At 46.8% G+C, this 13928-nt stretch carries 10 protein-coding genes; 3 read left to right on the top strand and 7 right to left on the bottom strand.

Going from position 1 to position 13928, the window contains the following annotated elements:
- Positions 1–2 precede the first annotated feature (2 nt).
- The 6 genes from wzc to galU (KGP26_RS09565) all read right to left on the bottom strand — a co-directional run bounded on the left by wzc (position 3) and on the right by galU (KGP26_RS09565) (position 7544).
- Positions 3–2177 carry a tyrosine-protein kinase Wzc gene (wzc, locus tag KGP26_RS09590; RefSeq protein ID WP_223665637.1) on the bottom strand — a complete coding sequence of 725 codons (2175 nt, stop codon included), beginning with the start codon at positions 2175–2177 and terminating at the stop codon, positions 3–5.
- Between the two features lie 12 nt (positions 2178–2189).
- The gene (locus KGP26_RS09585; RefSeq protein ID WP_223665330.1) at positions 2190–2624 is read right to left on the bottom strand and encodes a protein tyrosine phosphatase; all 435 of its coding nucleotides are present in this window, start codon (positions 2622–2624) and stop codon (positions 2190–2192) included.
- The gene (locus KGP26_RS09580) at positions 2624–3763 is read right to left on the bottom strand and encodes a polysaccharide export protein (RefSeq protein ID WP_223665329.1); all 1140 of its coding nucleotides are present in this window, start codon (positions 3761–3763) and stop codon (positions 2624–2626) included. Before KGP26_RS09580 ends, KGP26_RS09585 begins: the two co-directional genes overlap by 1 nt.
- Positions 3764–3869: 106 nt before the next feature.
- The gene (gene wecA / locus KGP26_RS09575; protein WP_223665328.1) at positions 3870–4952 is read right to left on the bottom strand and encodes a UDP-N-acetylglucosamine--undecaprenyl-phosphate N-acetylglucosaminephosphotransferase; all 1083 of its coding nucleotides are present in this window, start codon (positions 4950–4952) and stop codon (positions 3870–3872) included.
- A gap of 749 nt (positions 4953–5701) precedes the next feature.
- Complete coding sequence (gene galU / locus KGP26_RS09570) at positions 5702–6598, bottom strand: UTP--glucose-1-phosphate uridylyltransferase GalU (RefSeq protein ID WP_021805038.1); 897 nt, start codon at positions 6596–6598, stop codon at positions 5702–5704.
- 46 nt (positions 6599–6644) lie between these two features.
- Positions 6645–7544: a UTP--glucose-1-phosphate uridylyltransferase GalU gene (gene galU / locus KGP26_RS09565; protein WP_021180603.1), complete on the bottom strand. Its 900-nt coding sequence runs from the start codon at positions 7542–7544 to the stop codon at positions 6645–6647.
- 667 nt (positions 7545–8211) lie between these two features.
- On the opposite strand from galU (KGP26_RS09565), the gene KGP26_RS09560 reads away from it, so the two are divergent.
- Entirely contained in the window at positions 8212–9798 is a 1587-nt protein-coding gene (locus KGP26_RS09560; protein WP_071680823.1) for a TerC family protein, read from the top strand.
- Between the two features lie 68 nt (positions 9799–9866).
- Here the strand turns inward: KGP26_RS09560 and dcuC are convergent, their stop codons facing one another.
- A complete protein-coding gene (gene dcuC / locus KGP26_RS09555; RefSeq protein ID WP_094982915.1) occupies positions 9867–11225 on the bottom strand; it encodes an anaerobic C4-dicarboxylate transporter DcuC in 1359 nt (452 codons plus the stop codon).
- 566 nt (positions 11226–11791) lie between these two features.
- Between dcuC and KGP26_RS09550 the strand changes: the two genes are divergently transcribed.
- The gene (locus KGP26_RS09550; protein ID WP_024484881.1) at positions 11792–12859 is read left to right on the top strand and encodes a zinc-binding dehydrogenase; all 1068 of its coding nucleotides are present in this window, start codon (positions 11792–11794) and stop codon (positions 12857–12859) included.
- Positions 12860–12992: 133 nt separating this feature from the next.
- On the top strand, positions 12993–13910 hold the full coding sequence (locus KGP26_RS09545) for an ABC transporter substrate-binding protein (protein WP_021180599.1): 918 nt from the start codon (positions 12993–12995) through the stop codon (positions 13908–13910).
- Positions 13911–13928: the final 18 nt, after the last annotated feature.

Raw genomic sequence — 13928 nt, 5'->3', positions numbered from 1 at the left:
TTTCATTTATCCTTAGTCTCATACTCATATTGATAATAACCATATGTATATTCCGAGGCTGCTTTTCTCACCATTGCGTTCAGTATTACCCCCTTAATATTAATACCATTATGCTCAAACCTCTGATGACTCACTACAATTTCTTTTAAAGTATTAACATCAAAGCGGGCTACTAATAATGAAGTTCCACAGTGCCTTCCAATGATTGCAGCATCTGTCACAGCGAGGATAGGTGGCGTATCGATGATAACCATATCATAATTTTCACAAGCCCATGTTACAAATTCGCTGAAACGATTGTGCATCAATAGCTCTGATGGATTTGGAGGTATGCTCCCTCGAGAAACAAAATTCAGCGTAGGAATAGCGGTTTCTTGAATAGCTTCTTCAATGCTAACCAGACTGGTGAGAATATCTGATAACCCTTTTTCACTACTAACACCAAATAATTCGTGGGCATATCCCTTTCTCATATCACCGTCAATAATGAGAACTTTCTGACCAGCTTGCGCAATGACAGCAGCTAAGTTTGCACTTACAAAGCTCTTTCCTATTTCAGGGCTAGCTCCTGAGATCATTAAAATATTATTTTTTGCTTCAAGCATTGCAAAATGCAAACTTGTTCTCAGACTTCTTATTGCTTCTACAGCTAAGTCCGCTGGATTTTCTAAGGCTAAAAGACTTACAGATCTTGTATTTTGTTTGAATTTCAAACGAGACAACATCTCTTTGTCTTTCTTTTTTTGCCATTGAGATAACGGTATCGTTGAGTAAACAGGAATACCAATTTCTTCAATCTGCTCTGGGCTTTCAATGCCTTTATGAAGTAAACTTCTAATAAATATTATGAACAAAGAAACGACAATACCAAAAATAAAGCTAACGGCTATAATTATAGCTTTCTTAGGCTTAACTGACTTTAATTGAGTTTCTGCACCGTCAATAATTCTAACATTACCCACCGTACTTGCTTTTTTAATACTCAGTTCTTGTTGCTTGTTCATAAGCTGCATATAGACTTCTTGCCCAGCCTGAACATCTCGTGTAAGTCTTAAAATCTCTTGTTGTGTTTTAGGCATCCCACTAACACGTTTTGCCAACTTCTCTTTTTCAGTCTCAAGCGTTTTTCTCTTTTCCATAAGAGCCCTATACGCTGGATGTTCCTTTGTATATAACTTTGATATTTCAGCCTCTTTAAACGTTAACTCATTTAGTTGAGATTCAACAGATACCATAGTATCTAATACAGACTTTGCCTCAAGTGATAAATCTACAGATTCATTTTCCCTTCTGAACTGATTTAATTTCCCTTCAGTTGAGTCTAACTCTGCTCTAATAATGGGCAACTGCTCTTTGAGGAACTCTAAACTTTTCCCTGCTTCCTCTGACTTCCTTTCGACATTTTGCTCTAAGTAATTATTGCTTATACTGTTTAATATTTTTCTTATTAATACCCTATCTTCACCTACAAGACTGAGAGCAAGTACACCTGTATCCTTTCCCTTATCTGCAACACTTAAATTTTCCAAGATATTATTTGCAACACTCAATGGCGGTTGCCTACTAAGCAGGAAAACAGCTGTTTTTTTGTTTTCTAACCGGGCATCACTTATTAATATTGAAACTCCATCCTTACTTTCTTTAATGCCCACTTGCCCGGTGAGTATTTTATTTCCATTCAATTCCAACGTGTAATTTTTTTCATTTTCAAAATTCAGTTTGAATTTTTCACCTAGGTACTCATCTGGCACGATAAAATCAGAGACTGCAACTTCTGAATCTTCCCTATTAACCAATCGAGAAAGCCCCTTCCCGATGACTGGAAAATGCTGTTCGGAAACTTGTATATCCAAATGTAAATCTTTAACTGTTTTTTCTATTACTCGCCTAGATTTTATGATTTCAATCTCAGCTGCCGATGCAGGTTGTGAACTCGGTAACATGTCGGAGATATTAGTTAATATTGAGTTTCCAACATTCTGCTCCACCTGAATTAAAGCATCTGCCCTATATATAGGCGTTGATAATATTATGTACAACACAGCAGCACATGTAAAAGAAGATGTTATAGCAATAATTAGCCATTTATAATCTAAAATAATTCCAATCATCCGCCCGATATCAATTGGATCATTAACATCAAGCTCATTGTTAGTAATATTACTCTTTTTAGACATCATAAATCCTGACTAGTGGCTTAAAAATTTAGCCCACTCCAGGGCCGTACGCTCAAGAATATCATACACATGTTCAAATGCTTCTTTACTCTTTCTATATGGATCAGGTATCTCAGTTTCATTTAACCAATGGCCAAACAACATAGTTTTACCTCTAGCTTCTGGAGCTATAGAAGTAACTGCCTCTATATGTGATTTCTCCATAACTAAAATAAGATCATATTGTTTGCAAAGTTCGGGAGTTAGTTGTCTTGCAATATGGCCATCAAGGGATAGAGCATGTTCCCTTGCTACGGCTGAAGCTTGACTATCAGCCGTTCTTCCAACTAAAGCACCAACACCCGCAGAATCAATCGTTTTGCTAGGAAAAGAAGTTCTAAGTAAACGCTCCCCTATAGGAGACCTACAAATATTCCCCACGCAAACAACCAGTATCGAATTAAACATTAGTTAGGCCAATTCCTCATCCAACGTACCGACTCCGTCATATTATTGACTCCAGTAATAGTAGGCACTAATTGACTTATAACACGGTTCCAGCGTACAACAGGTGCCGTTGTCACATATACGATATCATAAGGCTGTAAATGAAACTCTGTTCCCATCACTAGTGCGGCCGCGTCTGAAGTATTTAACTGGTAAATATTAGCTAACTTCTCGCCCTCTTTCCCACGTAGTGAACGTATTACAAACACACCTGTAGCATCAGACATAGCCTGGTCTAGGCCTTCCGCATTACCCAATGCCTCTGTCAGAGTCATACCACTTCGATCCATACGCAAAGTGCTCTGCTTCTTCACCTCCCCCATCACAAAGACTTTCAAGTCATCGTTGCGAGGAATATAGAGAATATCGCCAGGGTACAAGAGGTGGTTCTGCTTAAGATCGCCGTTTTGCATCAGCGCTTGAAGAGAAATACGTTGCTCTTTGCCATTATGCGTTAGGATCACATTGCGCCAGTCGGCGTTCTCAGTTAAACCGCCAGCACTGTTGATAGCGTCCAAAACAGTTAGTGGTACGTTTGTGATGGCCTGTTTACCTGAGGTTGCAACTTCTCCTGTAACATAGACCTTCTGAGAACGGAAAGCAGCGATGCTGACATCAACCTGTGGTGACTCAATATACTGAGCTAAACGAGTCATGATAACGGTGCGAATTTCAGCAATTGTCTTACCAGCAACTTTCACTTTACCAATATAAGGATAGAAAATTGTGCCATCCGAATTTACCCAGTTACCTGTATCACTTGCGCTACGGTACTGCCCTGCAGGGGTCGTCAGCTCTGGATGGTCCCATACCGTCACCATCAGAACATCACCGACACCAATGCGATACTCGTAGTTCTGAAGTTCAGTTTCTAAAGCCGTGTTTACCTGCGCCACAATCGGGTTTGGTCGCATTTTTTCAATCAACTTCGGCGTCATTGGGTAAACATTAACCAACTTGTCAATGTTAAAATCTGCGTCAGATTGCTTTACAACATCCTTGCCTGAAGTCGTGAGATGGGAGCCAGGTACCACCGTGCATCCACTGATGAAACTTGCAGAAATCAGTAGCGGTATCAGCTTAAATGTAACTTTTATCATCAAATTATTCACTATTATGAGAAATGCAATCCAACCTAATGTGCGAACATTATAAACGGAAAACGGCTCAATAATGAGCCAAAGTAGCAACAAAACAAACGATTAATCATTTGTTTGATGGTGTGCTTTCCGCCTCGCTCATCCCTGGCTTGTGGTTCGATTTTCGGATCCAGGTCAAAATTTTCCAAACCCGGGTAATAGACCAAAAATAGCCCGCAAAAACAACTAAAAACAGTCCTAACATCAGCAGTTCGGGAACACCTAACCTATCACCAATGACCCCGATTGCCGCTAATAGCGACGCAAATGCAACGATGGCGAAAAGTGTCTGTCGCGGTCCTAGGCCTGCTCTCATCAAAATGTGATGCAAGTGTTCACGGTCTGGCTTGAAAGGGCTATCTCCCCTACGGATCCTGCGCACCATGATTGTCGCCATGTCCATCAATGGTACAGCAATCACCCACAGTGCTGATACTGGTTGCATCACAGCTTTATCACCCTGGGTGGCTAAAACCAGCAGCCAGATAACGGTAAAACCGATCAGCGTACTCCCCGCATCCCCCATAAATACTTTGAATCGTTTCCCCATAGGAATGCCAAGATTCAACATGATATAGGGCAATGATGCTACCAACAAACATAAGCACCATTTTGAGAGTTCAGGGTTCCCCCCCAGCTCAAACACCACAGAAAGCGCACCAAAAGTAACGCATGACAACGCGACTAGTAAACCATCAATGCCGTCAACCATATTGAAAGCATTGATAGCTCCCCAAACCGCAAATAAGGTTACGAAATAACCAAACATCCCCAATGTTAGTTCGCTACCTGCAATGACATGACCAAGGCTTGCCAAATACAGGCCAGACCAGATCATAACCCCTGCCACCAAAGCCTGAATTCCAACCCGTGGCAACACAGGTAAATCAAACCGATCATCTAACACACCAACCACCAGCAGGATGGTGGCACAGACCATGTATAAAGTGAACTGAGGCATCCAATCTGGATGCAATGCATAAAGTACCCACAAAGCCAGGTAGATAGAAACCCCGCCGACTAGTGGAATATGTCCATTATGCTTTTTACGAGCATTTGGTTTATCGACTAAACCAACTGAAAAAGCTAACTTCCTCGCACCGAGCAGTACAAGAAATGCCCCTATGAAAACCACTATCAACTCTTGCATATTTTCACCATAATCAAGAAGTTGTAACACCCAATCCGAGTCGTACTACTACGCTACCGCTCTTGGCTCACCATCTACCAATGCACTGTAGTAAGGCGCAGCCATACTTGCTTATGTCATATTTTCTTGTGGGGGTTACCAATACTCACCTATCAAACCCGTCTTTCACTGATTCAAAATTCATCACAAGCATACAAAATCGCTACTAATGTCAAATTATGATGACAAGATTCTTATACTATTAACCGTTCGAAACAAGCCTTAGATAGGTCGTGAAATCCTTTTCAGAATAAGACTACTCGTTATGTTGCAAAATCCAGTTTTTTAGCATCAAAAAAATCGACAACTTATTGATTTTTAATTTTATTTTCAACTATTGAAGTATTCGTTCAGCCCGCAATACCAGCATTTAAAAGATCAACGCTGTTGGCTGACAAACGTCCTGGGGTACCTCTCAAAGCCAAGGAAAACCACCTTGAAAGAAAAAATAATTTGAAATGCAATTTCTTAGGGGAGACGTTAAAGAACGTAGGGTATCGCCTTGCAAATCACTCTCAGCAGTCAACAATGTGCGCAGCATTTGAAATTACGCCAGCTATCTTGCGACTACCGCTAGACTAGCTGGCGTTGATGAAAAGAAAATGACAAACTTTTTAAATAAATTTAATGTTAAAAAACAAACACCTACTGCGCATCAACCACTAAAAACGCGTATATTATCAATTTCTTGAGTATTGGCAGTATGAACGTTATAGCTTCAACTGCTCGGCCCATTCACGGAAGGCTTCGCCCTGCGTTGGGTGGCGTAAGCCATAGGTCACAAAGGCTTGGAGATAGCCTAGTTTTTCACCGCAGTTAAACGATTCCCCCACCAGTTCCATCGCTTCTACCGTCTGTTGTTTCATCAGGTCAGCAATCGCATCGGTCAGTTGAATTCGGCCCCAGGCACCTGGCTGAGTTTTTTCCAAAATCGGCCAGATGTCGGCAGAGAGCACATAGCGGCCAACAGCAGAATAATTGGATTTCAGTTTCACTTCACGGCTTGGCTTCTCAATGATCGACGTCATGCGTGAGCTTTCCCCTGGTTGCAGGGTCGTGGTCTCACATTCTGCCACCGAGTAGTCATACAGCACGTTTTCATCCGCAGGCTGCACCAGTACCTGGCTCAGCCCATTCTCTTCGAAGCGGGCAATCATATGCGCCAGGTTGTCTTTGTGCATATCCGCCTTGGCGTCATCCAGCAGCACGTCCGGCAGCACCACCACGAAAGGTGAATCACCTACCAGTGGTTTGGCACACAGTACCGCATGCCCCAATCCTTTCGGTTGCCCTTGGCGGATGTGCATCAGGGTTACGCCCTTCGGCGTGATGGATTTAACTTCATCCAGCAGCTGACGCTTCACGCGCGCTTCAAGCATCGCCTCAAGCTCATAAGACGTATCGAAATGGTTTTCGATCGCGTTCTTGGAGGAGTGGGTAACCAGAATGATTTCCTTGATCCCGGCAGCCACGCATTCGTTGACGATATATTGGATCAACGGCTTATCAACGATCGGCAGCATCTCTTTCGGGATCGCCTTGGTCGCAGGCAACATGCGCATACCCAGACCAGCAACAGGAATGACGGCTTTCAACTTCATCGACATGGTGTTCCTCTTAAAATCTCGTGGTCGTGCTAACCGGCTCAGGCAATTACTTGCTGTTCAGGGTCTGTTTCATCCACTGGGTGAAGTTTTCGCCTTCGGAAGGGTGGCGCAGGGCATACTGGACAAACGCCTTCATATAGCCCAGTTTGTCACCACAGTCGTGGGATTTGCCGCTCATATGGAAAGCTTCTACCGTTTCCTGCTCCATCAGCATGGCAATAGCGTCGGTCAGTTGGATTTCATCACCAGCACCCGGGGGAGTTTTCTCTAACAATGGCCAGATATCGGCAGAGAGAACATAGCGCCCTACTACGGCCAGGTTAGAAGGTGCATCTTCCCGTGCAGGCTTCTCTACCACCGCAGTCATTGGCGTACTTGCACCAGCGGCTAACGCCACGCCGCCGCAATCGACCACACCGTATTTGGAAACGTCCTCTTCCGGTACTGGCTCAACCATAATCTGGCTAAAGCCGGTTTGCTCAAAACGCTGGATCATTTTGGCCAGGTTTTCTTTCTGCAGATCGGCAGTAGAGTCATCCAATAACACGTCTGGCAACAGCACCACAAATGGGTTATCCCCAATCATTGGTTGAGCACATAACACCGCATGCCCCAATCCCTTGGCTTGCCCTTGACGTACCTGCATCACCGTTACATCTGGCGGGCAGATACTTTGAACTTCGGCAAGCAGTTGGCGTTTTACTCGAGCTTCCAACGTCGCTTCCAGCTCAAAGGAGGTATCGAAGTGGTTTTCGATCGCGTTTTTCGATGAGTGCGTGACCAGTACGATATCCTTGATACCCGCCGCAACGCATTCACTCACGATGTACTGAATCAATGGCTTATCGACCACAGGCAGCATTTCTTTAGGGATCGCCTTGGTTGCAGGCAGCATACGGGTGCCCAAACCTGCTACTGGGATAACGGCCTTCAATCTTTTTTGCATGAATTTTTTCCACCGACAAATAACAAGTAAGTGTAACAGAGCCAGGAAAAGTGGTAGAGCGTTACGCCAAAATGAATTTTTAACTATAAAAATCAATTAATTAAAATATTAAAGTGACGTTTTAGGCACGCTACCGCCCTTGGCTTGCAGCTACCAATGCACTGTAGACAATGTTTGAACTGGCAAGCGTGCAACCGACTCCACGCTCGTAGATGAACCTGAGGTTCTGTTCAGAATTTAATGAGAGGCAAGTCGCAGAGTAAGGAAAAGGCAGTGCCTTCCTGGCCAAGTGGTCAGTCTTGCTATCATTTATAGGATGCTAAGATTCTTATACTATTGACCCGGTGAAACAAGTCTTAGTGGCTGCATTAAGACCTTTTCAGAATAAGACTACTAAGGATACTCGATTTTTAAGATTTTACTCGTTTAACTACTTTATAACAAATTGATTATAATGCTTATTATCTAAGCGCGGAATTTATAAACAGCCATTTATTCTATGTTTTCTGGTGCTTACCCCTAAAGACCAGATCCTGACACTGTCTAATTATTATACTAACGTAGATTACCCGCACCTCGTGCGGATTTAGTGTTGAAATCCCCTCCCTCAGCGTCCATCATTCTCAAAGCGGCATAAGCCGTCGAACTAAAAGGTGAAATTAGGCGTATGGAATGGATCGCAGATCCAACAATTTGGGCCGGCTTGGCCACCCTGGTTGTACTGGAAATCGTACTGGGCATTGACAACCTGATCTTTATCGCCATTTTGGCGGAGAAATTACCTAAGAAACAACGTGATAAAGCCCGCATTGTCGGTCTTTTACTGGCGCTGGTGATGCGCCTGTTGCTGCTGGCCTCGATATCCTGGCTAGCCACCCTGACCAAACCGCTGTTTGTGGCCATGGGGCACGCTTTCAGTGGCCGCGACCTGATCATGCTGGTCGGGGGTATCTTCCTGCTGTTTAAAGCTACTATGGAGCTGAACGAGCGGCTGGAGGGTAAAGACGAGGAACACCATGGGACACGCAAAGGTGCGCGTTTCTGGCCAGTGGTCGCGCAGATTGTGGTACTGGATGCCGTCTTCTCGCTGGATTCGGTGATCACCGCAGTCGGAATGGTCGATCATCTGGCCGTGATGATGATCGCGGTGTGTATCGCCATTGGTTTGATGTTGCTGGCCAGCAAACCGCTCACGCGCTTTGTGAATGCTCATCCCACCATTGTTATTCTGTGTCTCAGCTTCTTGCTGATGATTGGTTTCAGCCTGGTGGCCGAAGGCTTTGGCTATGCCATTCCGAAGGGCTATCTCTACGCAGCGATCGGTTTCTCGGTGATGATCGAAGCCTTGAACCAGTTTGCCCAGTTTAACCGCCGCCGTTTCCTTTCCAAGGTGCGGCCTTTGCGTGAGCGTACCGCAGAAGCCGTATTGCGCATGTTAAGCGGCAAGCATGAAGAGGCCGAGATCGACAGCCATTCGGCACATCTGCTGGCAGACAGCTATAACGAGAATGGTGAAATCTTCAACCAGCAGGAACGCCATATGATCGAGCGGGTGCTGGGCATGGCACAGCGTACCGTCAGCAGTATCATGACTTCGCGGCACGATGTGGAATACCTTGGGCTTAACGGCCCGCTGGATAAATTGACGCAGCTGTTGGAGAAAAACCAGCATACGCGCATCGTGGTAACCGAAAATAGCGCCAGCGATGAGCCATTAGGGGTGATCCACACCATTGATGTGCTGAAACAGCAGTTGCAGCAATCACCGCTGGATCTGCGGGCCTTGGTGCGCCAGCCACTGATCTTCCCGGAGCAGTTAACGCTGCTGTCTGCGTTGGAGCAGTTCCGCCAGGCCAAAACCCACTTTGCGTTTGTGGTGGATGAGTTTGGTTCGGTCGAAGGGGTGGTGACGTTAACCGACGTGATGGAAACCATCGCCGGTAATCTGCCAGAGGCCGATGAAGAGGTGGATGCACGCCATGATATCCAGCAAACCAGCGAAGGTTGCTGGATTGCCAATGGCCATATGCCGCTGGAAGATCTGGTGCTGTATGTGCCACTGCCGATAGAAGAAAAGCGGGAATATCATACCTTGGCAGGCTTGCTGATGGAGCACTGCCAGCGCATTCCACGCGAAGGTGAGCAACTGAAAATTGGCGACTATCTGTTTGAACCGTTGGAAATCAGTAGCCACCGCATCGTGAAGGTGAAGATCACGCCGTTAGTGACACCTAACGAAGAGGACGAAGAGTAAATCTTTACTGGGCACCCACTTGAGGTGCCCAGCATTGATGTCAAACGGGCACAGCATGCCTACATAGCTTACAGGTGCACTGGCACCAGCAACTCCGTCGCCACAATCACCACCACCAGCCCGACAATCACCGGTACCGAGGTACGTTTCACTACTTCGAACGGTGAGATTTTTGCCATACCAGAAACCGCTACTACTACGCCAGAAACCGGCGAGAGCGTACGGCCCAGGTTGGAAGCTTGCAGCATCGGGATCACCAGGTAAGCCGGGTTAACCCCCATCTGTGCCGCCAGTTTCGGGATCAGTTCAACAAACGCATAGAACGGCGCATTACCAGAGCCGGTCGTCATCGCCGCCAGCATGGTGATCACCACCAGCACCAACATCATGATGATACCGCCGGTGCCAAACGACTGTGCCAGGCTGATCAAGCCGCTGATGAAGCCAACGGTGCTCAAGCCTTGGGCAAACACCCCAGCTGCCACCAACAGCATCACCACGCTGGCAAACGCATCGGCCATGCCACGGTAAGCCACTTCTAAACCGGCGAACACCGTTTTGGCGTTGAAGCTGCGGATAAACTCGATCACCGCGGCCATGAACATACAAATCACCAATACGGTAATGATGTGCAGCTCCGGCCCCCATTTACCATCAAAGACCAGTACCCCCAGGATCGGGGTAAACGGCAAGATGGCGTAAAAACCGGGCGCATTGGTAGTGATTTCACTCACGTCCATGATGTGGTGCTGTTCGTTGGCTTTACGGTCGAGATAGCGTTGCCAGAAGAAGTGGGCAATCGCCATACAGATAATGGCAGCGATAGAGATCGGCAGCGTGGTTTTGAAGGCGAAATCCACCAGCGGCATTTCGGCCGCCTTGGCGGCCAGCACCACATCACCCGAAGTAGGCGAAAGGATAATGGCTGCAGGAGAAGCACAGATAGCTGCCGCCGCACCGCGGCTGATCCCCACGTTAACCATCAGCGGGAACAGCGTTGCCATCAATAGCACGCCAAGCCCTGTCGCAGAAGAGACGGCCAGTGACATCAGGCAGGCAACAAAGTAGGCCGCAATCATCAGTAAATAGGGGGAATTGATCATCTGCAATGGACGGGACGCCAGCTTGACCACCACGTCATTGGCGCCAATGTGCGTCATGTAAGCGGCGAAGCCACACAGCATCATGATCATCATGCCGAGATCGCCACCGCGGCTCATCAGCAGGATTTTGACATATTCGAAAATATCGGTGGCGCGCCACCCGGTCGACGTCGCACTGGCGGGCAGCAGATTTTTGCCCATAAATGCACTCACCGCCAGCAGCACCAGGCCGCCAACCATTAACACCCCAGTGGCAGAATAGCCCTTGATGATGTAACGGCCAACGAACACCGCTACCAAGGCTCCAATCAGAAGTTCCATTATTATTCCTCGATTTAATTATTTTACTTCAGCTCATCGCCCGATAGCAGCCGATTGACGCCACACTCTGCCGAAAAGCACTACAAGATATTATGACATTCATCAATGTTACAGGGGGAAACTATCAACAAATCGTGAAATTCCCAGCCAGGTCGCTTTGGCGATAACCTTCCACCGGGCGGGTAGATGTCGGAAGCCGCAGCCAGACAGCCCAGAGCAAGCAAACTGACCATCAAACAGGAAAATAATTGATTTAATTTCAATAAATTAAATGACTCATCTCTTCCCTATCTTACATACAGCCGACATAACATTGTGATCATGATCTGAATTTGTAGAATCTTTACGTCAGATGTTAACGATGTGTGAGTTTGATCAAACAAATGTTTTCTCCAGTTTGGTTATATGATCGCCAATGTTCACGTTGTCATTTTTAGTCATGTGTTAAATTTTATTTTCAACCACATGAAAAATATAACTTAAATAAATATTAACCTTTTTATTTTCATAAAAATGACAACGTCAACATTGATTTCGTATCGCTATCAAGCATAACAATGGAGAGGAAAATGAGTCAGTTACCCGAAAAGATGAGCGCGGTGGTTTGCCATGGCCCGCAGGATTACCGGTTTGAACAAGTCCCTACCCCGCTACCTAAAGCGAAGGAGTTGGTGATCAAGGTCGAAGGCTGCGGGATCTGTGCCGGCGATTGTAAATGTAAAAACGGTGCCCAGATGTTTTGGGGTGAAAACCCTTGGGTAAAACCGCCGGTCGTGCCCGGCCACGAATTTTACGGCCGCATTGTTGCCATGGGAGAAGGCACAGAGCAGAAGTACAAGATCGGCGAACGCGTCATTGCCGAGCAGATCGTACCCTGCTGGGAGTGCCGTTACTGTAAGTCCGGCAGCTATTGGATGTGTGAGACGCACAATATCTACGGCTTCCAAAAGGACGTGGCCGAGGGGGGAATGTCGGAATACATGCGTTTTTCCGCCAATGCCATCGTGCACAAGATCCCGGAAAGCCTCAGCCATGAAGATGCCGTGCTGATCGAGCCGATGGCCTGTGCTATCCACACCGTTGCCCGTGGGGATATCCAGTTAGACGACGTCGTAGTGCTGGCCGGTGCCGGGCCGTTGGGGCTTTGTATGGTACAGGTTGCCAAGCTGAAGACGCCGAAAAAGCTGATCGTGATTGATGCCATCGACGAACGTTTGGAACTGGCAAAAGCCTTCGGTGCCGACGTGGTCATCAACCCGCTCAAGGAAGATGCCGATAAAATCGTCAAGGCGTTAACCGACGGCTACGGCTGTGATGTTTACATCGAAGCAACCGGCGCACCGATTGGTGTTACCCAAGGATTGCAGATGATCCGTAAGCTCGGCCGCTTTGTCGAGTTCAGCGTGTTTGGTAAGGAAACCACCGTAGACTGGTCAATCATCGGCGATCGCAAAGAGTTGGATATTCGCGGGGCGCACCTGGCACCTTATAGCTATGAAATTGCCATCGATCTTTTTGAACGGGGTCTGGTGACCTCCAAAGGCGTGGTGACCCACAGTTATTCATTAAAAGAATGGGATCAGGCATTCGCACTGGCCGATTCAACGGATTCCATCAAGGTTATTTTAGTTCCTTAATATTGAGTGATTAGTTTTAAGCAAACAATGATAACGCCCTTTGATGGCGAGGCCGACTTCTGGCCGATAACGACCTAATTATTATAAATAACACTGAAAGAAAAATACCGCCCCTACAACAGGAGAATAAACTATGTTTTCATTATTCAAGAAAACCTTACCCGTGATGCTCGCCGGCGGCATGCTGCTGGCCAGCCAATCGGCATTAGCTAAACAGATCACCATTGGCGTTTCATTCCAGGAAATGAATAACGACTATTTTGTCTCCATGAAACAGGCATTAGAGCAGGCCGCCGGTGATATTGGCGCCAAACTGTATATTGCAGATGCCCATCATGACGTCTCAAAGCAGATTAATGATGTGGAAGATATGCTGCAAAAGAAAGTCGATATTTTACTGATTAACCCGACAGATTCGGTTGGCGTGCAGTCGGCGGTGATCTCGGCCCACAAGGCCGGGGCAGTGGTCGTGGCGATCGATGCCCAGGCCGAAGGCCCGTTGGACTCCTTTGTCGGTTCGGAAAACTATGATGCCGGTTTCCAGGCGGGTGAATACCTGGCCAAATCCCTGGGCAACAAAGGCAAAGTGGCGATCCTGGACGGTATCCCGGTGGTGCCGATCCTGGAACGCGTCCGTGGTTTTGAAGACGCCATTAAAAAGCACCCGGAAATGAAGATTGTCACCAAGCAGAACGGTAAGCAAGAGCGTGATACCGCACTGACCGTGACCGAAAACATGCTGCAATCTACTCCCGACCTGGCCGGTATCTTTAGCGTCAACGACGTAGGTGCCCTGGGCGCATTGGCAGCCATTGAGAGTAACGGTGCCAAGGTCAAATTGGTCAGCGTCGATGGCCAGCCTGAAGCGATTAAGGAGATCCTGAAACCAAACTCACCGTTTATCGCCACCTCCGCCCAGTTCCCACGCGACCAGGCACGCATTGCCTTGGGGATTGCTCTGGCCCGCTACTGGGGTGCCAACGTACCAAGCACCATTCCGGTGAAAGTGAAGCTGATCGACAGCAGCAACGCCAAAGGCTTTAGCTGGTAAACGCCCGGCCTCGAGTTT

It is taken from the genome of Serratia sp. JSRIV002, from assembly GCF_019968725.1.
Lineage (GTDB): Bacteria > Pseudomonadota > Gammaproteobacteria > Enterobacterales > Enterobacteriaceae > Chania > Chania fonticola_B.
This window is presented reverse-complemented; position numbering and strand designations above follow the sequence as displayed.